Here is a 23658-nt window from a genome sequence, read left to right on the forward strand (position 1 = left end):
TCGCCCGTCAGGGCGCGCGTCAGCGGTCGATCCAGGCCGAGCCGAACCAGGGCGTCGAGACGGCCGTGGTCCGGACGCCGTGCACCTTCGTGGACACGAGGAAGTGGTTCTGCTGGTCGTACAGCGGCAGCACCGTCGCGCTCGCGAGGATGTCCTTCTGCGCCTGCTCGTACAGCTCGCCGCGGTCGTGCGTGTCGGCAGTGCGTGCGGCGCGTTCGAGGAGCGAGTCGACCGTCGGGTCGTCGAGCTGGGCGAGGTTCGCGAAGTACCCGGACGGGGCCGGCTTGATGCTCGCGCTGTCGTAGAGGATGCGGAGGACGTCCGCGCCGACCTTCGTGTAGGGCGCGCTGACGACGTCGTACTGGTTCGCCGCGAGGGCCGCGTACCAGCTGGACAGGTCCAGCTCCTTGATCTGCACGTCGAAGCCGATCGCCTTCTCGGAGGCCTGGATCTGCTGGAAGAGGCTGCGCTCGGCCGGGATCGACTGGTTCGTCGACACCGGGAACGTCACCGTCAGACGCTTGCCGTCCTTCGTCCGCACACCGTCGGAGCCCTGCTTCCAGCCGGCGTCGTCGAGCAGCTGCTCGGCCTTCGAGGCGTCGTGGTCGAAGAGCTCGTCGCCGTCGGCCGAGTACGCGAACGGCTCGACGCTCGACAACAGCGAGTACGAGCGCTTCGCCGTACCGAGGAAGAGGGACGTGATGCCCGGGTCGACGTCGGCGCCGTGGATGAACGCCTCGCGGACCGCTTCGTCCTGGAAGACGCCGTGGCCGGAGTTCAGCTCGAGGCGGTTGGAGGCGCCGGGTCGCGGGGCGTCGAGGTCGCGGATCGACCCGCCGGCCTTCGCGGCTCGGATCTGGTCGGGCTGGGCGTTGTCGATGACGTCGACCTGGCCGGACTGCAGCGCCGCGTAGCGCGACGTCGAGTCGGGGAGGAACCGCCAGGTGATCCCGTCCAAGCGGGGCTTCGTCGTGCTGCCGGCCTGCTTCCCGAGCGGCGTGTAGTCGGCGTTCTTCACGAGCGTGACGCGGTCGCCGTGCTTCCACGCCGTGACCCGGAAGGGTCCGGTGCCGACGGGGGACTCGCAGTTCTGCGCCTGCGAGCGCTCGAGGGCCTTCGGGGACTCCATGCCGACCCACGGCTGCGAGAACGACTCGAGCAGTGCGCTGTCCGGACGGCTCAGCGTCAGCGTCACGGTGTGGTCGTCGGTCGCGGTGGCCTTCGTGATCGACTGCAGGGCGAGGTAGCCCGTGCTCGAAGCGGTCTTCGGGTCCTGCACGTGCTCGATGTTCGCCACGACCGCGGCCGCGTCGAACGGCGTGCCGTCGGTGAACGACACGCCGTCGCGCAGCCGGAAGGTCAGGGTCTTCCCGTCGTCCGACGTCGTCCACGACTGTGCGAGGGCCGGGACGGGCTCGCCGTCCCGCAGCGCGGTGAGCTCCTCGATGTACTGGCTGGACAGCAGTGCCTGCGGGTAGTTGCCGCCGACGTGGGGGTCGAGGCAGGTCGGCTCCGCGTCCCCCGACGCGTAGACGAGGGTGCCGCCGGCGACCGGCGTGCTGCTCGTCGACCCGCCTCCGCCACCGGTGCAGGCCGTGACGGCCAGGAGGATCGTGGCGGCGCCCGCCAGGGAGGTCGCGATCCGCGACCGGTTTTTCTGTACTGAGTCCAACTTCATGGCTCGCCGAGTCTAACGGTTTACTGGGGACATGGACCTCGTGCGAGCGGACGACGACCGCGCTCGCCGCGGTGGCCGGCCGCGGCGCTCCAGCGCCGAGGTGCTCGCCGACGCCGCCGCCGAGCTCTTCCTCGAGCAGGGCTACGGCCGCACCACGGTCGACCAGATCGCGGCCCGCGCCGGCGTCAGCCGCGCCACCTTCTTCAACTACTTCGCCGCCAAGTCCGACGTGATGTGGCTCGAGCTCGACGCCGCGGTCGCCGCGATCCCCGCGCTCCTCGACGCGTCCACCGAGCCGAGCCCGGTCCGCGCCGTCGAGGAGGCCCTGCTCGCCGCCGCCCGCGAGCACGACCCGGAGCGGGTGCCCTGGGCGGTCGCGCAGGCCGAGGTGATGGGGATCGGCCCGGAACTCGTCGCGAGCGTCGCCGCCCGGGTGATGCAGCAGCACGGCGCGGTCGCCGCGTTCGTGGCCGCACGGACGGGGGAGCGCCCGGGTGCGCTGTGGCCCCAGACGGTGTCCGGCGCGCTGCTCGGTGCCGCGGCCGCGGCCTTCGGCGTCTGGGTGGCCGACGGCGTGGGGCGCGGTCGGCTGGTCGAGTACGTCGCGGCGGCCCTGACGCCGGTGGCGTCCGGGCTCGAGGCGGCATGAGGAGGTCGGCCGGTCCGACGACAGTGCCGGCCTGAGAGCTTCGGCGGGAAGCGGCGTCCGCATCCCGGGCTGCGCCCGGACCGGCTGCCTACGATCGGTCGCCGTGGACCACGACGTGCCCGGGACCGGAGTCGGCAGGACCCGGCGTGGTCGAGCAGCGCAGGCCGTCGCGCTCGCCGTGGTGGCCGGTGCGGGGCTGTTCGTGGCGTTCTGGCACCTGGGCGCGCAGACCCCGCACGTCGACGAGTTCACGTACGCGGGCGCCGGCTGGCAGTACGTCCACGGGCTCCTGACTGCCAACCTCCAGCACCCGCCGACGGCCAAGGACCTCTACGGGGTCGCGCAGCTCGTCCTCGGCGAGGGAGTGGGGTCGGCGCGGGTCGTGGCCGCCGCGGCCTCCTTCGCCACCGGGGTCGTCCTGTACCTCTGGCTGCGTCGCCCCGTCGGGCACTGGGGAGCGCTGCTCGCGGCCGGGTGGTGGTGGACCACACCGCGGTCGGACTCGCCCACCTGGGCCGACGTCGCGTCCGGCGCCGCCGCGCGCATCGACCGCCTCGCGCTCCTCGAGCCGGTGATGGTCTGCTTCGCGGTGGCCGCCGTCGCCGCGGCCTGGCGCGCGGTCCACGGTGTGGGGGAGGGGGAGCGGCCCGGCTCCCGGTGGTGGGGTGGCCCGTGGCGCGCCGCCGCCGGCTGGTGGGCGCTGTCGGGCGCGCTCCTGGCCCTCTCCGCGACCTCGAAGGTGTCGACAGCGGTGGTCGTGCTCGCGATCGCCGCACTGCCGGCCCTGTCCGGCCGCTGGCGTACGTACGCCACGGGCGGGGTGGTGGCGGCGCTGTCGTTCGTCGTGGTCGCGGCGGCCGTGTACCTGCCCGTCGGCGGGCTCCGAGCGGTGCGCTTCATGCTCGCCTTCCAGGGCGCACACGACCTCCGCGGACACGCCACCGTCCTCCTCGGCCAGCGGGTGCAGCACGCGCCGTGGTGGGCGAACGGCGTCCGCGTGGTCGAGGGCGTCGGCTGGCCGACGGTCGCGGTCCTCGTGGTCGGCGTCGTCGCGGCCCTGGTGGTCCGGCCCGACCGGCTCGTCGCCGTGCTCGGCATCGCGCTCGCCGCACTCGTCGTCTTCTACGCCACGACCGACGTCGCGCTCCCGTACTACTACGACGCCTGGATGCCCTGGACCATCGCGCTCGCCGCGATCGGGTTCGTCCGCGCTGCACGGCTCCGGCCACCCGTGACGGTCGTCGTCGCGGTGCTGCTCGTCGCGGTGACGCTCGTCCCGGCGGCCGTCCTCGTCCGTGCCGTGGCGGAGAGTCGGGTGACGGGGTTCGCGCGGCTGGACGCCGTGCTCGCCGACCGGGGCGTGCCGCAGGGGGACCGGATCCTGGTCGCGGGCGCGCCGCGCGGGGCGTTCTCCCCGTGGACGGGGCGGCGTGCGTCGACGCAGGCCGTCGCGCGCGGAGCGTTCGGGGTGCTCGTGGAGGCACCGGACACGCGGTTCCCCACGGCACCGTCGCTCCGGCGGTTGCTGGCCGACGACCCGGAGCACTTCACGTCGTTCCGGGTCGACTTCCTGCGCGTGTGGGTGGTCCGGGACGGCGAGGCGGTCCGGCGGACCGGGGACGGGTTCGCGCTGGTGCGGACGGGGTGAGGACCGGCGTGTCGTGGCGCCAGCAGCCGCCCGCCGTACGACGGCCAGCGGCGCGCCGGCCGGCCTGGTGGCCGCGATCCGGCAGCCACCCGCCGCCCGACGTCACCCCACGGTCCGCAGCGTCCCGGCGCCGCCCGCCGTCACCCCTCGGTCCGCAGCGTCCCGGCGCCGCCCGAGGCCACGTCCTCCACCGTGCCGTCCCGCACGATCGCCGGGACTTCGCCGCCCTTCCGCGCCGCGAGCGACCCGTCGCCGGGGATGCTCAGCGTGAGCACCGCCTCCTCGATGTACTGGCTCTCCTCCAGGGACCGCTCGACGCGCCGCAGCCGGACCGCCACGTGGTCCTCGTCCTCGTTGCCGGTCAGGTCGACCGCCGCCACGAGGAACACCCGCGACGGCCCGACGAACTCCAGGTGGAGGTACGTCACCCGCTCGACCTCGTCACGACGGAGGAGCTCGGAGAGCACGGCGTCCTCGAGCTCCGGCGACGTGGCCTCGCCGACGAGGAACCGGCGGTTGCGCTCGATGAGCACGATCGCCACCACGCCCAGCAGGACGCCGACCGCTATCGACCCGATCGCGTCGAACACGGCGAGGCCGGTCACCTGGTGGAGGAACACGCCGAGGAAGGCGATCACGAGGCCGATCAGCGCCGCGGCGTCCTCGGCGAAGACCGCACGGAGCGTCGGGTTCGAGGACTGCAGGACGTGGCGGAGGACCGGCACACGACGCTTGGTCGCCGCGCCGTGCGCCTGGCGGTACGCCTGCACGAAGCTCGTGCCCTCGAGCACGAACGCGATCCCGAGCACGACGTAGTTGAGGAGGAGGTCCTCCGCGGGGCCGCGCTCGCCGAGCTGGGTGATGCCGTGCCAGATCGACACGACGGCACCGGCGGTGAACAGTCCGAACGCGGCGAACATCGACCAGATGTACGTCTCGCGGCCGTACCCGAGCGGGTGCTTCGTGTCGCGCGGCTTCGCTCCGCGGCGTTCGGCGACGAGCAGGAAGACCTCGTTCCCGGTGTCCGCCCAGGAGTGCGCGGCCTCGGCGGTCATCGACGCCGAGCCCGAGATCAGCGAGGCGACGGTCTTCGCGATCGCGACGAGCAGGTTCGCGGCGAACGCGATGACGACGGTGAGGAGCGACTCGGGGCGCTGCTGCCCGTCGTCGGTGGCGTCTGTGGCGTCCGTGGCGTCCGTGGCGTCCGTGGCGTCGGGAGCATCGCCGGACGTGGCGTCGGAGGAGGGCATCGCTCCAGCATGCTCCCGTGCAGTAAACTCGTCCCGAAGACGTCGAACCGGCCATCACCGGGGAGTCTCCGGAAGAACGCGGCGGTGCCCGAGGGCGCGGTCGTCAGTAGAACCGGGCGGTCCGGGCCGCACCAGCCCCGGCAACGAGCGGTCGGTCGCAGCGTGAGCGGCGTCCGGCAAGCGAGGTGGTACCGCGGAGCCTGCTCCGTCCTCGTGGAGACGAACCGAAACCACAGGAGCCCCCGGTGCGCTACCCCTTGAACCGAACCGACGCGAACGACGGCGTCACGCCGTCCCCGGCCTTCCCCGCCGTCGAGCAGGGGATCCTCGCCTTCTGGAAGGGCGACGACACCTTCCAGGCGTCGATCGACCAGCGCGAGGGCTGCCCCGAGTGGACGTTCTACGACGGCCCGCCCTTCGCGAACGGCCTGCCGCACTACGGACACCTCCTGACCGGGTACGCGAAGGACGTGTTCCCCCGCTACCAGACCATGCGCGGCAAGCAGGTCCACCGCCGCTTCGGCTGGGACACCCACGGGCTGCCCGCCGAGCTCGAGGCGATGCGCCAGCTCGGCATCACCGAGAAGCACGAGATCGACGAGATGGGCGTCGACGTGTTCAACGCGGCCGCCCGGAAGAGCGTGCTGCAGTACACCGACGAGTGGCAGCAGTACGTCACCCGGCAGGCGCGCTGGGTCGACTTCGAGAACGACTACAAGACCCTCGACGTCACGTTCATGGAGAGCGTGCTCTGGGCGTGGAAGCAGCTCTGGGACAAGGGTCTCGCCTACGAGGGCTTCCGCGTCCTGCCGTACTGCTGGAACGACCAGACGCCGCTGTCGAACCACGAGCTGCGCATGGACGACGACGTCTACCAGTCGCGGCAGGACCAGTCCGTCACGGTCGCGTTCCCGCTGCGCGGGGACCGCGCCGACGAGCTGGGGCTCACCGGCGTGCGCGCGCTCGCGTGGACGACGACGCCGTGGACGCTCCCGACGAACGCCGCCCTCGCGGTCGGTCCCGGGATCGCGTACGCGGTCGTGCCTGCCGGGCCGGGAGGCGCGGCTGACGGTGGCAGCGCCGGTTCCGCCACGTACCTGCTCGCGTCCGACACCGTGGCCGCGCACGCGAAGGACCTCGGTTACGAGGGCGCGGAGGACGCCGTCGCCGCCGTGCTGCGCACGGTCGCCGGCGCCGAGCTCGACGGCGTCGCGTACGAGCGGCTCTTCGACTTCCTCGACGGCACCGAGGGGTACGAGCACGCATGGCGGATCCTCGTCGCGGAGTACGTCGAGACGGGCGAGGGCACGGGCATCGTCCACCAGGCCCCGGCGTACGGCGCCGACGACCAGGAGGTCTGCGCGGCCGCCGGCATCCCCGTCGTGCTGTCCCTCGACGAGGGCGGGGTCTTCACCTCGCAGTTCGGCGAGGTCGCCGGCATGCTGTGGTCCGACGCGAACAAGCCGCTGACCAAGGCCGTCCGTGAGCAGGGTCGACTGCTCCGCCAGGCGTCCTACGAGCACAGCTACCCGCACTGCTGGCGCTGCCGCAAGCCGCTCATCTACAAGGCGGTCTCGTCGTGGTTCGTCCGCGTCACCGAGTTCCGCGACCGCATGGGCGAACTGAACCAGGACATCACCTGGGTGCCGGAGAACGTCAAGGACGGCCAGTTCGGCAAGTGGGTCGGCAACGCCATCGACTGGTCGGTCTCCCGCAACCGGTACTTCGGCACGCCGATCCCCGTGTGGGTGTCGGACGACCCGGCGTACCCGCGCCAGGACGTCTACGGCTCCCTCGAGGAGCTCGAGCGCGACTTCGGACGGCTGCCGGTGAACGCCGACGGCGAGGTCGACCTGCACCGTCCGTTCATCGACGACCTGACCCGTCCGAACCCCGACGACCCGACCGGGAAGGCGACCATGCGCCGCATCTCGGACGTGTTCGACGTCTGGTTCGACTCCGGTTCGATGCCCTACGCGCAGGTGCACTACCCGTTCGAGAACCGCGAGTGGTTCGAGGCGCACAACCCGGCCGACTTCATCGTCGAGTACATCGGGCAGACCCGCGGCTGGTTCTACGTCATGCACGTGCTCTCCACCGCGCTGTTCGACCGCCCGGCGTTCCGCAACGTCATCAGCCACGGCATCGTGCTCGGCTCGGACGGCCAGAAGATGTCGAAGAGCCTGCGGAACTACCCGGACGTCTCCGAGGTCTTCGACCGCGACGGCGCTGACGCGATGCGCTGGTTCCTCATGTCGTCGTCCGTGATCCGCGGTGGCAACCTCGTCGTGACCGAGGAGGGCATCCGCCAGGGAGTCCGTGAGTTCCTGCTCCCGCTCTGGTCGACGTACTACTTCTTCACCCTCTACGCCAACGCCTCCGGCGACACCGGCGCTGAGACGTCCGAGGGGTACGGGGCCTCGCGCAGCACGGCGAGCACCGACGTGCTCGACCGGTACCTGCTCGCCAAGACACGCGTGCTCGTCGAGGACGTCACGACGCACCTCGACGCACTCGACACGCCCCTCGCCGCCCAGGCCGTCCGCGACTTCGCCGACGTGCTCACGAACTGGTACGTGCGTCGCTCGCGCGACAAGTTCTGGGCCGGCGCACAGTCGAGCCCCGAGGCGCGGGCGGCCTTCGACACGCTGTACACCGTGCTGGAGACGCTCACCCGCGTCGCCGCACCGCTCGCCCCGCTCGTCACGGAGGAGGTCTGGAAGGGCCTGACCGGCGGCCGGTCGGTGCACCTCGAGGACTTCCCGTCGGCGGACGAGTTCCCCGCGGACGACGCCCTCGTCGCCGCGATGGACCGGGTCCGCGACGTCGCCTCGAAGGGCCTCGCGCTCCGCAAGGCCACCGGCAGGCGCGTCCGGCTCCCGCTCGCCACGCTCACCCTGGTCGTGCCCGACCCGGCGGCGGTCGAGCCCTTCGCGGACATCCTCCGCGACGAGCTCAACGTCAAGCGGGTCGTGCTCGAGCAGCAGGCCGAGGAGTCGCTCGCCCAGTACGGCATCGAGCGGAAGCTCACCGTCAACGCCCGCGCCGCCGGGCCGCGCATCGGCAAGCAGGTGCAGCAGGTCATCCCGGCCGCCAAGCGCGGTGACTGGGTCGCGACCGAGTCCGGCGTCTCGGTCGGCGGCGTCGACCTCGTCGAGGGCGAGTACTCGCTCGACCTCACGGTGGCGGACGACTCCGTGGCCGTGGCGTTCCTCGACGGCGGCGGCTTCGTCGTGCTCGACACGGTGACGACGGCCGAGCTCGAGGCCGAGGGCCTGGCGCGCGACGTCGTCCGTGCCGTGCAGCAGGCGCGCCGCGACGCCGACCTCGACGTCAGCGACCGCATCGTCCTGACGCTGGGGGTGTCCGACGACGCCGCCGACGCGGTCCGGGCGCACCGCGACCTCATCGCGGGGGAGACCCTCGCGACGGCGGTCGAGGTCGTCCCGCTCGCGACGGACGCGACCACGACCGAGGTCGGCGAGGCAGCGAAGGTGTCCGTGGAGGTGGCACGCGCATGAGCGACGAGAACACGCAGCACGACGACGACCAGCACGATGACGGACGGCTCGACGCCGACGGCATCGAGATCCCCGCGGGTCCGGCCGCACCGGCCCCCGTCGACCCCTCGCCCGCCGACGGCGACGACGACGAGGTCCGGCGCGTGCAGGCCGCCCTCTACGCCCGGATCGGCGAGCAGTCGCCCGAGCACCGGCTGAGCGCCACGCGGCGCGCCGTCGAGCTCCTCGGCGACCCGCACCTGTCCTACCCGGTCATCCACGTCACCGGCACGAACGGCAAGACCTCGACCGCGCGGATGGCCGAGAGCATCGTGCGCGCCCACGGCCTCCGTACCGGGCTCATGACGAGCCCGCACCTGGTGTCGATCCGGGAGCGCATCGTGATCGACGGGGAGCCCATCGCCGCCGACCGGTTCGTCGAGAACTGGGACGACATCGCCCCGATCCTCGAGATGACCGACCAGGAGCTCACGGCGAAGGGCGAACTGCCGCTGACGTTCTTCGAGGCGCTCACGGTGCTCGCGCTCGCCTGCTTCGCCGAGGCGCCCGTGGACGTCGCCGTGATCGAGGTCGGCATGGGCGGCGAGTGGGACTCCACCAACGTCGTGCAGAGCCAGGTCGCGGTCTTCACCCCGATCGCCATGGACCACGCGAAGCAGCTCGGCAACACCGTCGCCGAGATCGCGCGCACCAAGTCCGGCATCATCAAGCCGTCCTCGGCCGTGGTCTCGAGCGCGCAGACGCCGGACGCACTCGCCGAACTCGAGCGAGCCGCCGAGCTCACCGAGTCGACGCTGTCGGTCGAGGGCACCGGCTTCCGCGTGACGAGCGACACACCGGCGGTCGGCGGCCAGCTCGTCAGCGTGCAGGGCCTCGCCGGCACCTACGACGACCTGTTCGTGCCGCTGTTCGGCGCGCACCAGGCCCACAACGCGGCCGTCGCGATCGCCGCGGTCGAGTCGTTCCTCGGTCGGGGCTCGCAGGCGCTCGACGAGGACGTTCTCTCCGAGGGCCTGGCCGCGGCGACGAGCCCCGGTCGCCTCCAGCCGATCGCCCAGGACCCCGTGGTCGTCGTGGACGCCGCGCACAACCCGCACGGTGCCCGGGCACTCGCCGAGGCGCTCCCGGTGGCGTTCCCGTCCGAGCACGTCGTCGGCGTCGTCGGGATCCTCGGCGACAAGGACGCCCGGGGCTTCGTGCGCGCGCTCAAGGACACCGTGCAGACGTTCGTCGTGACGCAGCCTCCGGGGGAGCGGGCGCTCGACGCCGACGCCTTCGCGCGGATCGTCGTCGACGAGGTCGGACCGGACCGGGTCGTCGTCGAACCCGCCCTCGACCAGGCCCTGCAGGAAGCGCGGGACCTCGCGGACGAGGCGGATGCCGAGGACGCGATGGTGCTCGTCGCCGGCTCCATCGTGATGGTGGGCGCGGTCATGGACCTGGTGCACGCGGAAGGCGGGACGAAGTGACGGAGCCGAGCCGTGCCTCCAGGCCGGAGCGCTCGGGACGGCCGACACGCGCGCCCCGCCAGCGGACGCCGCGACGTGACCGCGGTGCCCGCGAGAGCCTCCTCGCGATCACCCTCGGGCTCGAGGCCGTGATGTTCTTCTTCCCGATGCTCGTGACGTTCGGGAAGCAGACGCTGCCCCCGGCCGTCGCGTTCGGCGGGGGCGTCGGCGCGATCGTCGTGCTGGCGCTGGCCTCGCGGCTGACCGGCAAGCGCGCCGGTGTATGGTTCGGGTGGCTGCTGCAGGCGGCCATCCTCGCCACCGGATTCATCGAGCCGTTCATGTTCGCGGTGGGCGCGGTGTTCCTGGCGCTGTGGGTCTACTGCTTCGTCAAGGGCGGTCAGCTCGACCGGCAGAACGCCGCACGACGCGCCGCTGCGGGCGAGGGCTGACCACCACCCCACGACACACGTCAAGGAGTTCTGCATGTCCGACTTCGAAGAGACCCTGGTCCTCGTCAAGCCCGACGGCGTCGCCCGCCAGCTCACCGGCGAGATCCTCCGTCGGATCGAGGCCAAGGGCTACGAGATCGTCGACCTGAAGATGCTGACCGCGCCGCGCGACCTGCTCGACGCGCACTACGAGGAGCACCAGGGCAAGCCGTTCTTCGAGCCGCTCGTGGAGTTCATGCAGTCCGGCCCGGTCGTCGCCGTGCGCGTCGCCGGCAACGGCGTCATCGCCGGGTTCCGCTCGCTCGCCGGCACGACGGACCCGACGTCCGCCGCGCCCGGCACGATCCGCGGTGACCTCGGTCGTGACTGGGGCCTGAAGGTCCAGCAGAACCTCGTGCACGGCTCGGACTCCACGGAGTCCGCGGCCCGCGAGCTCGGCCTCTGGTTCGCGTGAGCGACGACCGACACGCGCGACCGCAGGAGCGAACGGCATGACGAACAACGACCGACCGAGCAAGAACGAGCGGCGCGCCCACGCGCGTGACGTCGCCCGGCAGCGGGCGGAGGCCGAACGCCGCCGCAAGCGCCGGAACAAGTGGTTCCTGCAGGGAGGCATCGGTCTGGGCATCATCGCGGTCGCGGCCATCGTCGCGCTCGTCGTGGTGAACGTGAACAACGCGAACACGGTCTCGGCGACCGGCCCGGCGAACATGGCCACGGGTGCGATCCAGTTCACGGGCAAGGACGGCAAGATCACCCCGGTGGAGACCGGTGCCGTGAGCGCGAACGGGACCGCCACCCCGATCCCCACGACCGGACCGGACAGCACGGTCCAGGTGACCGAGTACATCGACTGGGCGTGCCCGATCTGCAAGCAGTTCGAGGCCGCGTACGCCGACCAGATCCTCGACAAGGTGAAGTCGGGTGACGTGACCCTGGCGGTCCAGCCGGTCTCGATCCTCGACCGCAACTACCGGAACAGCCGGTACGCCAGCCGGGCTGCGAACGCGGCGATGTGCGTCGCGAACTACCAGCCGGACAAGTTCCTCGACGTGCAGACGCAGTTCTACGACAACCAGCCCGAAGAGGGCACGTCGGGACTCACGAACGCCCAGATCGCCGACCTCGTCACGAAGGGCGGGGCGACGAGCTCGAAGGTGTCCGAGTGCCTGTCGACCGAGCAGTTCAAGGGCTGGGTCACGAAGTCCACGGACACGGTGGTCAGCGACCCGGCGCTCCAGGGCACCAGCGGCTTCGGCACGCCGACCGTCGTCGTGGACGGCAAGAAGGTCGACAACCTGACGGACGTGATCACCACGATCGACGCGGCCGCGAAGTAACACGCTCGGCACGCACGACGCCCCCGCTCCGGTCCGGAGCGGGGGCGTCGTCGTGCCCGGTGCCCGGTGCCCGGCGTCCGACACCGGGGCCCCGCCGGCGCGAGGGCCTGGTCGCGTCGGGACGGCACCCGGTCCCGTCGGGGCGGGGCGGGCACCCGGTCCCGTCGGGCCGGGGCGAGCACCCGGTCCATCCGGCGCGGGCCGGGGCGGGCCGGGGCGGCATGCGGTCCCGTCGGCCCGCCGGCGCGGAGCCCCGACACGACCGCTGGCAGTTCCGGTTCGCGATGGTCGGGGATTGTGCACCGAGACTGCCACCGAGCGGACCGACCGCCGACGTGACCACGACCGGCCCACAGGGAGCGCGACCCGACGCCCCGACGCCCCGACGCCTCGACGCCCCGCCGCCCCGCCGTCCGACGGTGCGCCCGACGCCCCGACGAGGACGGCCCCGCACTCCGTTCGGAGCGGGGGCCGTCGGACCGTCCGGTCAGGGCTCGTCAGCGGGTGGTCACGCCTTGCCGCCGTTCTGCAGGACGAACGCCGAGAACGCGTTGGTGTCCGTGAGCGAGCCGTCGTACTGCTTGCCGTTCACGATCACCGTCGGGGTGCCGGTGAGCTTGTCGAGCGACGAGTTCGGGAGCTTGTCGTTGAGCACCCGGTTCGTCGCGTCGCCCACCCATCCGGCGAACCGCTGGTCGGTGATGCAGGACGCGACCTTCTCGTTCGTGGCGCCGGCGGCCGCCGCGAGCGAGGCGAGTTTGTCGTTCGACAGCCCCGTTGTGTTCTCGGACGGCTGGTTCTCGTACAACGAGGTGTTGTAGGCGAGGAAGGCGTCCGGGTCGTAGTTCGCCACGCAGGCGGCTGCGGCTGCGGACCGGGTGGAGTACTTCGAGCCCTGGGACACCCGGTCGAGCAGGTTGAACGGGTGCAGCTCGAGCGTCGCCGAGCCGTCCTTGACCCACTGCTGGATCTGCGACATCTGCGCGGTCTCGAACTGGTTGCAGTACGGGCACATGTAGTCCGAGTAGACGGTGATGTTCGCCACCGAGTCGTCCTGCTTCGTCGGCGTCGGCTGGCCGCCCTCGGGGATCGCCTTCGTGGCGACGGGCTCGATCTTCCCGTCGACGCCGTGCAGCAGGATGCCGTCGCTCGCCATGTTCGCCGGCCCCGGACCCGCGGGTTGCACCGAATTCGCGACGATGAGCACGATCGCGCTGACGACCGCGAGGCCGCCCACGATGATGCCGCTGATCGTCAGCGTGCGGTTGCGGCGGCGGCGCGCCTTCTCCTTCTCACGCGCGACCCGGGCACGCTCACGCGCCTCGTCCCGCCGTGCCTTCTTGCCCTGGTTGTCACTCATCGACTCCGAGCGTAGGTGCCCTCCGTGTCGGTGACGGGCGCCCTGCCTGGGAAGGCACCAGGAATTCGGTGACGCGTCATCGGCGGATCACAGCGGCTCCACTGCGAACGGCGTCAGCAGCCGAGCGACGACCTCAGAAGCTCTGGAAGATGCGCGGGAAGACGATGATGATCGACACGGCGATCACGAGGTAGTTCGCGAGCGGGAACGCCCAGCAGAACGGCAGGAGGGTCGTGCCGACGCGCTGCGCCCCGGCCCCGAAGCGACCCTGCGCGAGGTTCCAGATCGTGAACACCCAGAACATCGGGATCGTCATCGCCCAGACGAGCATGCACCACGGGCAGAGGGCTCCGATGAACCACACGGTCTGCGTGAAGAGCCACGTCACGAAGACCCACGCCAGGAACACCCCGGCGTTGAACGTGATCCAGAACCAGCGCGACCCGTTCCGGAAGCCCGCGAGCAGCAGGACGCCCACGGCGATCGGTGCGACGAAGCCCATCATGCCGATCAGGGGTTCGGGAAGCCGAGGAGGTGCCCCTGGGCGCTCGTCATCACGTCCGAGCAGTTCACGAACACGTTGACGTCGCACGACAGCGCGGTCTTCGGGTTCTCGTACTTCGCGAACTCGTCGAGCACGAGCCGGAACGAGGCGTAGAGGGCCACGATCCCGGTCACGAGCAGGAAGATCCCCATGGCGATCGGACGGCGGGGCAGGGTTCGCGGCGTGCTCACGCCGTCATCATCGCACGCGTGATCCGGTCGTTTCCGGGAGTGGCATGCGATGATGGTGGGGTCGCACGACCGGACACGGTCACGCGGCGTGAGCTTTCCGGGCCCAGCCCGGACGAAACAGGCACGGTGAGAGCGTGCCGCGACCGGATCACGCGTCACTCCGACGCTCCGCGAGCCCGGGCCGGGTGCCCGGGGACGAACGGACGCGGACGCACCACAAGTTGCCGCGGGCCGGTCGCGAACGACAACGAGCGCGGGGACGTCGACGCCACCCGCAACACGAGAATTCCCGCCGTCCGACAGGGCGCGAGCGGGGCCGAGGAGTGCACCAGTTCCATGGTGGAGCAGAACAACAACGACAACACGAAGAACGACGAGACCCCGAAGCGCCGGAGTCGCCTGTTCGGCGGCCGTCGCGCCCGGTCGGCCGACCTGGAGGCACGGGGTGACGCCGACCAGTCGGCTCCCGCCGAGCAGACGGCCGGCTCCGAGACCGACGCGCACGCGCCGGTCGCGGACGCTCCGGCGGCGGACGCCACGGTCGAGGTCGGCACCGAGACGGTCGCGCTGACCGACGACGCGGCACCGGCCGTGTCGGTCGCCGTCGAGGCGACGGCGGGCGGCGACGCCCCGCACGACGTCAGCACCCTGACCGGCGACCTCCTTGTCATCGCCACCGAGGACCAGGCGACCGAGACGGTGGCGGCGCCCGCAGCGGAGGCGACGGACGTGACGGAGGCGAGCAGCGCCTCCAGTCCGACCGAGCCCGCGGACGAGCCGTTCGTCCCGAAGGCGACCAGCACGCTCAGCCTGATCTTCCACGCGCCGGTCCTGCCGGAGCTGCCGCCGGCCCGTGCGCCGCGGTCCGCGCAGGACGACCACGACGACGACGAGCCGGTCGGCACGCGCCGACGCACCCGTCGTCGCGGCAGCTCCTTCGGCGGTGCCGCCGAGCAGCCCGAGCCGCGCCGTCGTGAGCGTGAGCGTGAGCGCGAGCGGGAGCCGGAGCTCATCACCGAGCCGCAGCGCATCAAGGGCTCGACCCGACTCGAGGCGAAGAAGCAGCGCCGACGCGACGGGCGTGACGCCGGCCGTCGTCGTCAGGTCATCACCGAGGACGAGTTCCTGGCCCGCCGCGAGAGCGTCGACCGCCAGATGATCGTCCGGTCGAGCTCGCAGAAGATCGAGATCGGTGTGCTCGAGGACGGCGTCCTCGCCGAGCACTACGTCACCAAGTCGCACAACGTGTCGCTCATCGGCAACGTCTACCTCGGCAAGGTGCAGAACGTCCTCCCGTCGATGGAGGCCGCCTTCGTCGACATCGGTCGCGGTCGGAACGCCGTGCTGTACGCGGGCGAGGTCGACTGGAACTCCGTCGACACCAGCCACGGCCGCCGCATCGAGTCGGCGCTGAAGCCCGGCGACAAGGTGCTCGTGCAGGTCACGAAGGACCCGGTCGGCCACAAGGGTGCCCGCCTCACCTCGCAGGTCTCGCTGCCCGGCCGCTACCTCGTGTACGTGCCGAACGGCTCGATGAACGGCATCTCCCGCAAGCTCCCGGACACCGAGCGCGCTCGCCTGAAGAAGATCCTCAAGGAGGTCCTCCCCGAGCACGCCGGCGTCATCGTCCGCACGGCGGCCGAAGGTGCGACCGAAGAGCAGCTGACCCGTGACGTCCAGCGCCTCACGAGCCAGTGGGAGGCGATCCAGAAGAAGGTCGCGAACGGGCACGCGCCGGTCATGCTCCACTCGGAGCCCGACCTGCTCATCAAGATCGTGCGGGACGTCTTCAACGAGGACTTCACCAAGCTCATCATCGACGGCGAGGCCGCCCGCGGCACCATCGAGGACTACCTCGACGCCGTCGCGCCCGACCTCAAGGACCGCGTCGAGATCTACGACGGCCCGGACTCCTTCGAGGAGTACCGCCTGAACGAGCAGATCGAGAAGGCGCTCGACCGCAAGGTCTGGCTGCCCTCCGGTGGTTCGCTCGTGATCGACCGCACCGAGGCCATGACGGTCGTCGACGTCAACACGGGGAAGTTCGTCGGGTCCGGCGGCAACCTCGAGGAGACCGTCACGAAGAACAACCTCGAGGCCGCCGAGGAGATCGTCCGTCAGCTCCGGCTGCGCGACATCGGCGGGATCATCGTCGTCGACTTCATCGACATGGTGCTCGAGTCGAACCGCGACCTCGTGCTGCGCCGACTCGTGGAGTGCCTGAGCCGCGACCGCACGAAGCACCAGGTCGCCGAGGTCACCTCGCTCGGCCTCGTGCAGATGACCCGCAAGAAGATCGGCGTCGGGCTCCGCGAGTCGCTCGACGAGGTCAACGCGAAGGTCAACGACAACAACGCCGACCCGGGCCCCTCGAAGAACCGTCGGAAGAGCCGCGGTGGCAACGGCGGGTCGAACGGCAACGGCAACGGCGGCGCGAACGGCAACGGCAACGGCGGCGGGTCGTCGTCGGGCAACGGCGGCTCGAACGGCAACGGTTCCCAGACGCACCAGATCACCGACGACGTCAAGAACGCGCTCTCGCGCATCGCGGCGTCGACCATCCCGCACGAGGAGCACGCCGCTGCCGAGGCCGCCGGGGTGACCGGCGTCGCCGTCACCGGTGTCGCGAGCCCGGCGGCGCCGGAGTCCGCGCCCGAGGCCCCGGCCGCGTCGGCCGCGCCCCGCGACGGCTCGGAGTCGTCGTCGGAGTCGTCCGGCGGGTCGAAGCGTCGTCGTCGTCGTGGGAGCCGCGGGGGCGGTGAGCCGCAGACCACGTCGGCGGAGTCCTCGTCGTCGGAGTCGGAGTCGGATTCGGAGTCGGAGTCGAAGTCGGCCGAGCCCTCGTCGTCGAACGCCACCGACCGTGCTCCGGAGACCACTGAGGCTGCCTCCGCTCCCGCCGCCGCCGCATCGACCGAGCCGGCCGCGTCCGCTCCGGTCCGCCGACGCGTCAGCTCGAGCGCACCGGTGACCCCGACCGAGAACACGGTCGCGATCCTGGACATCCCGGTCGCCGTCACCAAGCGCGAACCCCGCCCGGTGCGCGGCGACACGGAGTCGCTGCTGGACTCGGTCCTCAACGCGCTCCCGGAGCCGAAGCAGCCCGGTCAGGGCCGCTCGCGCTCCCGTCGCGTGTCCTCCCCGAGCATCAGCGCCCCGGCGACCACCGAGGGCGACGCGCCCGAGGACGGCACCGTGATCGTGGGGAACTGACCGTGACCGACGCGGGGGACCCCCGGACGCAGGACCGCGGGTACTACGGCGCGGGCTGGCAGCAGCCCGCGCCGGGTCCCTCGGTCGGACCGGCGTCGGTGCCGCCCGTGCCCCCGCAGCGACCGCGCGGCGCGCAGGACCCCCGGCGCGCGTTCGCTCCGGGAGCCTCGGTCGCGAACACGACCGGGGCGCTCATCGCCGTGGTGTCGGTCGTCCTGGTCGAGTTCGCCTCCGGACTCGTCGGGCTGCTCGGCACCGCCCTCGTGGTGAGCCCGTTCGCGACCTACGGGGCCGGGGACAGCCTCATCGGCGGGTTCGTCCACGGGGTGTTCCTCGCGCCACTGCCGTTCCACGTCGGGGCGTTCCTCGCGCTCGCGTTCCTGCTCCCCGTGGCCCGGCGGAGCCCCCTGCCCGTGATCCTGCTCCGTGCGGTGCTCGCCGGTGCCGCCGGGACGATCGCCCTCGCGCTCGTGGGGGTCGTCACGGGGGCGTTCGCCGCGGTCCACGGTGCCGGTGGTGCCCGTCTCGTGACGAGCATCGTCACGGTGCCGCTGCAGGCCGGGCTCCCGTTGACGCTCATGCTCGTGGCGACGACGACGGCCGCGTGGCTCTGGCTCGGTCGGCCGCGCGGTGGTGCGCGGCGGAGCCTCGGCGCCCCCGGGACGTTCCGGCAGCCCGACGCCGTGCCGTCCGCGACCGTCCAGGGCCCGACGCCCGACGCGCAGCAGCAGCCGTACGCGCCGCAGCAGCCGTACGCGCAGCAGCCGCCGCAGCAGCAGCCGCAGCCCTACGCGCCGCAGCCGCAGCACGCGCCGTCGGGGCAGCACACGCAGGGGCAGCCGCCGTACCCGCAGCAGGGCGCCCCGTACGGCCCGCCGGCCGGTCAGCAGCCGCCCGCGAACCCCTGGGCGCCGCCCCAGCGCTGACCCGACCGTCTGCGTGGCGCACGGCCCGTGAGGGAGTCGCACCGTGCCTCCAGGCCGCCGCCGCGATCTCGGATGCCGTCGCTGTCTCGGACCGTCGCTGTCTCGGGCCGTCGCTGTCTCGCGACGCCGCCGCTGTCGTACGACGACCGCGCTGTCGTGCCGCAGCGGCGACGGCCGTGCGCCTGCCGCAGCGGCGACGGTCGCGCGCCCCCGTCAGGACGGGCGCTTGTCCCGCTGCGCCACCCGCAGGCCGCTGCGGATGAGCCGGAGCACGAGCTCCCGCCCCGTCACGGGGGTGGCCCCGGCCGCCACGAGCTCGTCGTAGCGCGAGCGTGGCACGTCGTAGTGGTCGTGGTCGAACGCCCGGGGCGGGATCCCCGCGGCACTCGCGAAGGCGTGGAGTTCGTCGTACGATTCGTCACTGACGAGGTGCGACCACAGCGTGTCGTGCGCAGGCCACGTCGGCGGGTCGATCAGGACGGTCACCACGCCATGGTACGTGTGTCGCCGTTTGACCGGACCCGGGGGGATCGAGTATTCTCGATCCCTGGTGTCAGCGGGCCGTTCTGCCTGCGTCGCCGATCGGGCCCGGCCTCCCCGGGAGCCGCTCGTGCAGCAGTGGGCACCCGAGACTTCCCTCAAGCAGAGTACGTAAGGAATTCCACGTGGTTTACGCAGTAGTGCGCGCCGGCGGCCGTCAGGAGAAGGTCGAGGTCGGCACGATCCTCACGATCGACCGTGCCAAGGCCGACGACAAGGGCAACATCAAGCTCGCTCCGGTGCTCCTCGTGGACGGTGACACCATCACGTCGGCCGCGACCGAGCTCGCGAACGTGACCGTCACCGCCGAGGTGCTCGAGGACCTCCGCGGACCGAAGGTCATCATCCAGAAGTTCAAGAACAAGACCGGGTACAAGAAGCGTCAGGGCTTCCGCGCTGAGCTGACCCGCGTCAAGATCACCGAGATCGCGTAAGGCGGGAACAGAAGATGGCACACAAGAAGGGTGCGAGCTCCACTCGCAACGGTCGTGACTCCAACGCGCAGCGCCTCGGCGTGAAGCGCTTCGGTGGCGAGGTCGTCAACGCCGGCGAGATCATCGTCCGCCAGCGCGGCACGCACTTCCACCCGGGCGCCAACGTCGGCCGCGGTGGCGACGACACGCTGTTCGCCCTCTCGGCCGGTGCGGTCGAGTTCGGCACCAAGGGCGGCCGCAAGGTCGTCAACATCGTCGGCGCTGCGTAAGCGACCCTCGATCTGACTCTGCGGGAGGGGCGGGCCACGTGCCCGCCCCTCCCGTTCTCTTTTCTGCGACACGGCAGTCTCTGCACGACCGTTTCTGCACCACAGTTTCTGCAACACCAAGGAGTGGACCCATGGCGACGTTCGTCGACCGCGTGACCCTGCACCTCAGCGCGGGGGACGGCGGCAACGGCTGCGTGTCGGTCCGCCGTGAGAAGTTCAAGCCCCTGGCGGGTCCGGACGGTGGCAACGGCGGTGACGGCGGCGACATCGTCCTCGTCGCCGATCCGCAGGTCACGACCCTGCTCGGCTACCACCGCTCGCCCCACCGCTCGTCGAAGAACGGGCAGCCCGGCATGGGCGACATGCGCAGCGGGATCAGCGGTGAGACGCTCGAGCTCCCGGTCCCGATCGGCACCGTCGTGCACGACGAGCGCGGCGAGGTCGTCGCGGACATGACCGAGCCGGGCATGCGCGTCGTCGTGGCCGCGGGTGGGCAGGGCGGCCTCGGCAACGCCGCGCTCGCCACGACGAAGCGCAAGGCCCCCGGGTTCGCCCTCCTCGGCACCCCGGGGGAGTCCGGCAACGTCAGCCTCGAGCTGAAGACCATCGCCGACGTGGCCCTCGTCGGGTTCCCGAGCGCCGGCAAGTCCTCGCTCATCGCCGCGATCTCCGCCGCGAAGCCGAAGATCGCCGACTACCCGTTCACGACGCTCACGCCGAACCTCGGGGTCGTCGAGTCCGGCTCCACCCGCTTCACCGTCGCCGACGTCCCCGGCCTGATCGAGGGCGCGTCCGAGGGCAAGGGTCTCGGGCTCGAGTTCCTCCGCCACGTCGAGCGCTGCGAGGCACTGCTGCACGTCATCGACTGCGCCACGATGGACCCGGGCCGCGACCCGATCAGCGACCTCGACGTCATCCTCGGCGAACTCGAGCGCTACCCGGTCCCCGAGGGGCAGGTGCCGCTGCTCGAGCGCCCGCAGCTCGTCGCCCTGAACAAGATCGACGTGCCGGACGCCGCTGAGCTCGCGGACTTCGTGACCGCCGAGCTCGAGGGCCGCGGCTACCGCGTGTTCCCGATCTCGACCGCGTCCCACAAGGGCCTCCGCGAGCTGACGTTCGCCCTGGCGGACATCGTCGAGCGTGCCCGTGCCGAGCGCGCCGTCGAGCCGCAGCCGGAGCGCATCGTCCTCCGCCCGAAGGCCGTCGACGAGGTCCCCTTCACCGTCCGTGCCGAGGGCGGCGAGGAGCACCGCTTCTACCGCGTGCGCGGCGCGAAGCCCGAGCGCTGGGTGCAGCAGACGGACTTCACCAACGAGGAGGCGATCGGCTACCTCGCGGACCGTCTCGCCAAGCTCGGTGTCGAGGACGGCCTGTTCAAGGCCGGCGCGGTCGCCGGGTCCACCGTGGTCATCGGCGGTGACGGCGGCACCGTCTTCGACTGGGAGCCGACGCTCACCTCGACCGCCGAGCTCATCACGAGTGCCCGCGGCACCGACTCCCGCATCGGCGCGACCTCGCGTCCGACCCGCAACGAGCGTCGCGAGGAGTACTTCGAGCGCATGGACGCCAAGGCCGCGGCCCGCGCCGAGCTGGAGCAGGAGCGCCTGTCCGGACTGTGGGCCGACGAGGACACGGACGACGCGGACCCGTTCTCGGGCGAGGTCGAACGTCACCACGGCAGCGAGGACTGACCCGCCGATGCCCGACCGCAGCGACACCACCGAGTCCGTCCGGGGGACCGTGCGCTCCCGCGCGGACATCCCCGGCGCGCGGCGGCTCGTCGTGAAGGTCGGGTCGTCCTCGGTCAGCGGCGACAACGTCGGACAGATCGGCCCGCTCGTCGACGCCCTCGGCGCCGCGCACGCCCGGGGGACCGAGGTCGTGCTCGTGTCCTCGGGTGCGATCGCGACCGGGTTCCCGTTCCTCGGCCTCCAGGGTCGGCCGGACGACCTCGCGACCCAGCAGGCCGCGGCCGCGACCGGGCAGAACGTCCTCATGTTCCGGTACCAGAAGGAACTCGACCGGCACGGCGTGGTCGCGGCGCAGATCCTCCTGACCGCGGGTGACCTGCAGAACCCCACGCACCGGGTGAACGCGCAGCGGGCGATCGACCGGTTGCTCGCGCTCCGGGTGCTGCCGATCGTCAACGAGAACGACACCGTCGCGACGCACGAGATCCGCTTCGGCGACAACGACCGGCTCGCGGCGCTCGTCGCCCGGCTCCTCGGGGCGGATGCGCTCGTGCTGCTCTCCGACGTCGAGTCGCTCTACACGAAGCCCCCGCAGCTGCCCGGTGCGGAGCCCATCGAGCTCGTCCCCTACGGTGACGAGCTCGGCGGCGTGACCTTCGGGTCGATCGGCGCGGCCGGGGTCGGGACCGGGGGAGCGGGGACGAAGGTCGCCGCAGCCCGCCTCGCGGCGGATGCGGGGACGTCCGTCCTGGTGACGGCGACGTCCTTGGTCGCGTCCGCGCTCGCGGGTGAGCACGTCGGCACCTGGTTCGAAGCGGCGCCGCGCGCGTAGGTGCTCCGGGCTGGAGGCCCGGTTCGGCTCCGGTGGGTCGGCCGCGTCCGGCGGGTGGGCACGATCCGTCGTGCCCGGTGTCGCGGGTGCGGCGTGTCGTGACCGGCGGGTGGGCGTCGGGTGCGGCGCGCCCGGTTGTGGCCGCCGGGTGGGCGCGAAGCGTCGTCCTCGTCGTCGGAGTGCGACCGTTCGTGACCGCCCGGTGTTGCGGGTGCGGCGTGTCGTGACCGTTCCGGGGCTGCCCCTCGTGTGTGTCGCCCCCTGCCGTGCGGTGCTCCGCCCGTCGCGCCACGCGCCTGACGTGCGGTGAACCCTGCACCGGTGTCGTGCCTCCAGGCCGTGTCCACAGGCGCGGGACGCGCCGTGTCATCCCGCGAGGACCGGACCTATGATCGAGCCATGTCGTTGACCGCCCCCGCTCCGACCCTGACCGACAAGCTCGTCGCCGCACGCGACGCCGCGACGGTGCTCGCGACCGCGACCACCGCGGTCAAAGACGCGGCGCTCGTCGCCATCGCGGCCGGGGTGCGAGCCGCCACCGACGACATCGTCCGCGCGAACCACGACGATCTCGTGGCGGGCGAGGACGGCGGGCTGTCGTCGGGCCTGCTCGACCGGCTCCGGCTCGACTCCGCCCGGATCGACGCCCTGGCCGCTGCGGTCGAGCACGTCGTCGGGCTGACCGACCCCGTCGGCCAGAACGTCCGCGGCTCCCTGCTCCCGAACGGCCTGCAGCTCACCCAGGTCCGGGTGCCGTTCGGCGTCGTCGGCGCCATCTACGAGGCCCGCCCGAACGTGACGGTCGACATCGCGAGCCTCGCGCTGAAGAGCGGCAACGCGGTCGTGCTCCGCGGCGGTTCCGCCGCACAGCGCACCAACGCGGTCCTCGTGTCGACCATCCAGGACGCCGTCGCGTCCGTCGGTCTCCCGCGCGAACTCGTGCAGACGATCGACGAGTTCGGCCGCGCCGGAGCGACCGAGCTGATGCGCGCCCGGGGCCTCGTCGACGTGCTCATCCCGCGGGGCAGCGCGTCGCTCATCCAGACCGTCGTGACGGAGTCGCAGGTGCCCGTGATCGAGACCGGGGCGGGGGTCGTGCACGTCTTCCTCGACGAGTCCGCGCCCGAGGACCGCGCGGTCGACATCGTGCTGAACAGCAAGGTGCAGCGCCCGAGCGTGTGCAACGCGCTCGAGACGCTCCTCGTGCACGAGCGGTCGGCCGAGCGGCTGCTCCCCGTCCTCGCCGACCGCCTCCGCGCGTCCGGGGTGACCCTCCGCGGTGACGACGCCACCCGGGCGATCGTGCCCGGCGTCCTCCGCGCGACGGATGCCGACTGGGCCACCGAGTCGATGGACCTCGACCTCTCGATCCGCGTGGTGCCCGACGTCGACGCCGCGATGGCGCACATCGCGACCTGGTCGACGCACCACACCGAGTCCATCGTCACGAACGACGTCGACACGGCGGAGCGGTTCCTCGCTGGCGTCGACTCGGCGGTCGTGATGGTCAACGCATCCACCCGGTTCACCGACGGCGGCGAGTTCGGCTTCGGTGCCGAGGTCGGCATCTCCACGCAGAAGCTGCACGCCCGCGGCCCGATGGGGCTCCCGGAACTCACGAGCACCAAGTGGATCGTGCGCGGTCAGGGCCAGATCCGCGGCTAGACTGAAC

At 71.9% G+C, this 23658-nt stretch carries 18 protein-coding genes and 1 pseudogene; 14 read left to right on the top strand and 5 right to left on the bottom strand.

Features of this window, described 5'->3' with window-relative positions; genetic code table 11:
- Positions 1 to 19 precede the first annotated feature (19 nt).
- Positions 20 to 1678, bottom strand: a complete 1659-nt coding sequence (locus MON03_RS05040; protein WP_242090871.1) for an ABC transporter substrate-binding protein — start codon at positions 1676 to 1678, stop codon at positions 20 to 22.
- Positions 1679 to 1709: 31 nt separating this feature from the next.
- On the opposite strand from MON03_RS05040, the gene MON03_RS05045 reads away from it, so the two are divergent.
- Together MON03_RS05045 and MON03_RS05050 are read left to right on the top strand one after the other, a co-directional pair.
- Complete coding sequence (locus MON03_RS05045; protein WP_022902923.1) at positions 1710 to 2327, top strand: TetR/AcrR family transcriptional regulator; 618 nt, start codon at positions 1710 to 1712, stop codon at positions 2325 to 2327.
- Between the two features lie 103 nt (positions 2328 to 2430).
- On the top strand, positions 2431 to 3975 hold the full coding sequence (locus MON03_RS05050) for a hypothetical protein (RefSeq protein ID WP_242090873.1): 1545 nt from the start codon (positions 2431 to 2433) through the stop codon (positions 3973 to 3975).
- A 140-nt stretch (positions 3976 to 4115) separates the two neighbouring features.
- Here the strand turns inward: MON03_RS05050 and MON03_RS05055 are convergent, their stop codons facing one another.
- Positions 4116 to 5225 carry a cation diffusion facilitator family transporter gene (locus MON03_RS05055; protein ID WP_242090874.1) on the bottom strand — a complete coding sequence of 370 codons (1110 nt, stop codon included), beginning with the start codon at positions 5223 to 5225 and terminating at the stop codon, positions 4116 to 4118.
- A 245-nt stretch (positions 5226 to 5470) separates the two neighbouring features.
- On the opposite strand from MON03_RS05055, the gene ileS reads away from it, so the two are divergent.
- Genes ileS through MON03_RS05080 form a run of 5 tightly spaced genes read left to right on the top strand, consistent with a single transcriptional unit; the run spans position 5471 to position 11986 of the window.
- Entirely contained in the window at positions 5471 to 8746 is a 3276-nt protein-coding gene (gene ileS / locus MON03_RS05060; RefSeq protein WP_242090875.1) for an isoleucine--tRNA ligase, read from the top strand.
- The gene (locus MON03_RS05065) at positions 8743 to 10215 is read left to right on the top strand and encodes a bifunctional folylpolyglutamate synthase/dihydrofolate synthase (protein ID WP_242090876.1); all 1473 of its coding nucleotides are present in this window, start codon (positions 8743 to 8745) and stop codon (positions 10213 to 10215) included. Before ileS ends, MON03_RS05065 begins: the two co-directional genes overlap by 4 nt.
- Complete coding sequence (locus MON03_RS05070) at positions 10212 to 10646, top strand: DUF4233 domain-containing protein (RefSeq protein WP_175327865.1); 435 nt, start codon at positions 10212 to 10214, stop codon at positions 10644 to 10646. The genes MON03_RS05065 and MON03_RS05070 overlap by 4 nt, the downstream gene beginning before the upstream one ends.
- Before the next feature lie 34 nt (positions 10647 to 10680).
- Positions 10681 to 11100: a nucleoside-diphosphate kinase gene (ndk, locus tag MON03_RS05075; protein ID WP_175327866.1), complete on the top strand. Its 420-nt coding sequence runs from the start codon at positions 10681 to 10683 to the stop codon at positions 11098 to 11100.
- A 37-nt stretch (positions 11101 to 11137) separates the two neighbouring features.
- Positions 11138 to 11986, top strand: coding sequence for a DsbA family protein (locus MON03_RS05080; protein WP_242090877.1), 849 nt, complete (start codon positions 11138 to 11140; stop codon positions 11984 to 11986).
- 508 nt (positions 11987 to 12494) lie between these two features.
- On the opposite strand, the gene MON03_RS05085 is transcribed toward MON03_RS05080, so the two are convergent.
- A complete protein-coding gene (locus tag MON03_RS05085) occupies positions 12495 to 13346 on the bottom strand; it encodes a DsbA family protein (RefSeq protein ID WP_022902458.1) in 852 nt (283 codons plus the stop codon).
- A 133-nt stretch (positions 13347 to 13479) separates the two neighbouring features.
- Positions 13480 to 14042 (bottom strand): annotated as a pseudogene (locus tag MON03_RS05090) (vitamin K epoxide reductase family protein).
- Between the two features lie 375 nt (positions 14043 to 14417).
- Here MON03_RS05090 and MON03_RS05100 point away from each other — a divergent pair.
- Together MON03_RS05100 and MON03_RS05105 are read left to right on the top strand one after the other, a co-directional pair.
- Positions 14418 to 17294 carry an Rne/Rng family ribonuclease gene (locus MON03_RS05100; RefSeq protein ID WP_242090880.1) on the top strand — a complete coding sequence of 959 codons (2877 nt, stop codon included), beginning with the start codon at positions 14418 to 14420 and terminating at the stop codon, positions 17292 to 17294.
- Between the two features lie 2 nt (positions 17295 to 17296).
- A complete protein-coding gene (locus MON03_RS05105; RefSeq protein WP_242090882.1) occupies positions 17297 to 18220 on the top strand; it encodes a hypothetical protein in 924 nt (307 codons plus the stop codon).
- A gap of 213 nt (positions 18221 to 18433) precedes the next feature.
- On the opposite strand, the gene MON03_RS05110 is transcribed toward MON03_RS05105, so the two are convergent.
- Positions 18434 to 18706 carry a DUF4031 domain-containing protein gene (locus MON03_RS05110; RefSeq protein ID WP_242090884.1) on the bottom strand — a complete coding sequence of 91 codons (273 nt, stop codon included), beginning with the start codon at positions 18704 to 18706 and terminating at the stop codon, positions 18434 to 18436.
- A gap of 179 nt (positions 18707 to 18885) precedes the next feature.
- Here MON03_RS05110 and rplU point away from each other — a divergent pair, with 179 nt between their 5' ends.
- From rplU to MON03_RS05135, 5 genes are all read left to right on the top strand, one after another.
- Complete coding sequence (rplU, locus tag MON03_RS05115) at positions 18886 to 19194, top strand: 50S ribosomal protein L21 (protein ID WP_022904187.1); 309 nt, start codon at positions 18886 to 18888, stop codon at positions 19192 to 19194.
- A 14-nt stretch (positions 19195 to 19208) separates the two neighbouring features.
- Entirely contained in the window at positions 19209 to 19463 is a 255-nt protein-coding gene (gene rpmA, locus MON03_RS05120) for a 50S ribosomal protein L27 (protein WP_022904186.1), read from the top strand.
- Positions 19464 to 19594: 131 nt separating this feature from the next.
- Positions 19595 to 21154 (top strand): GTPase ObgE, encoded by a 1560-nt coding sequence (gene obgE / locus MON03_RS05125; RefSeq protein ID WP_242090886.1) that lies wholly within the window; start codon positions 19595 to 19597, stop codon positions 21152 to 21154.
- Between the two features lie 7 nt (positions 21155 to 21161).
- Entirely contained in the window at positions 21162 to 21986 is an 825-nt protein-coding gene (gene proB / locus MON03_RS05130; protein ID WP_242090888.1) for a glutamate 5-kinase, read from the top strand.
- A 399-nt stretch (positions 21987 to 22385) separates the two neighbouring features.
- The gene (locus MON03_RS05135; protein WP_242090890.1) at positions 22386 to 23651 is read left to right on the top strand and encodes a glutamate-5-semialdehyde dehydrogenase; all 1266 of its coding nucleotides are present in this window, start codon (positions 22386 to 22388) and stop codon (positions 23649 to 23651) included.
- Positions 23652 to 23658 lie beyond the last annotated feature (7 nt).

Source organism: Curtobacterium sp. DN_7.5, from assembly GCF_022655355.1.
In the GTDB taxonomy this organism is placed as follows: domain Bacteria; phylum Actinomycetota; class Actinomycetes; order Actinomycetales; family Microbacteriaceae; genus Curtobacterium; species Curtobacterium luteum.

What these genes read in the sequence shown, in the direction of transcription:
- MON03_RS05040 (WP_242090871.1), bottom strand. Translation starts at nt 1,678, where the DNA reads ATGAAGTTGGACTCAGTACAGAAAAACCGGTCGCGGATCGCGACCTCC.
- MON03_RS05045 (WP_022902923.1), top strand. Translation starts at nt 1,710, where the DNA reads ATGGACCTCGTGCGAGCGGACGACGACCGCGCTCGCCGCGGTGGCCGG.
- MON03_RS05055 (WP_242090874.1), bottom strand. Translation starts at nt 5,225, where the DNA reads ATGCCCTCCTCCGACGCCACGTCCGGCGATGCTCCCGACGCCACGGAC.
- MON03_RS05065 (WP_242090876.1), top strand. Translation starts at nt 8,743, where the DNA reads ATGAGCGACGAGAACACGCAGCACGACGACGACCAGCACGATGACGGA.
- ndk (WP_175327866.1), top strand. Translation starts at nt 10,681, where the DNA reads ATGTCCGACTTCGAAGAGACCCTGGTCCTCGTCAAGCCCGACGGCGTC.
- MON03_RS05080 (WP_242090877.1), top strand. Translation starts at nt 11,138, where the DNA reads ATGACGAACAACGACCGACCGAGCAAGAACGAGCGGCGCGCCCACGCG.
- MON03_RS05085 (WP_022902458.1), bottom strand. Translation starts at nt 13,346, where the DNA reads ATGAGTGACAACCAGGGCAAGAAGGCACGGCGGGACGAGGCGCGTGAG.
- MON03_RS05100 (WP_242090880.1), top strand. Translation starts at nt 14,418, where the DNA reads ATGGTGGAGCAGAACAACAACGACAACACGAAGAACGACGAGACCCCG.
- rpmA (WP_022904186.1), top strand. Translation starts at nt 19,209, where the DNA reads ATGGCACACAAGAAGGGTGCGAGCTCCACTCGCAACGGTCGTGACTCC.
- obgE (WP_242090886.1), top strand. Translation starts at nt 19,595, where the DNA reads ATGGCGACGTTCGTCGACCGCGTGACCCTGCACCTCAGCGCGGGGGAC.
- proB (WP_242090888.1), top strand. Translation starts at nt 21,162, where the DNA reads ATGCCCGACCGCAGCGACACCACCGAGTCCGTCCGGGGGACCGTGCGC.
- MON03_RS05135 (WP_242090890.1), top strand. Translation starts at nt 22,386, where the DNA reads ATGTCGTTGACCGCCCCCGCTCCGACCCTGACCGACAAGCTCGTCGCC.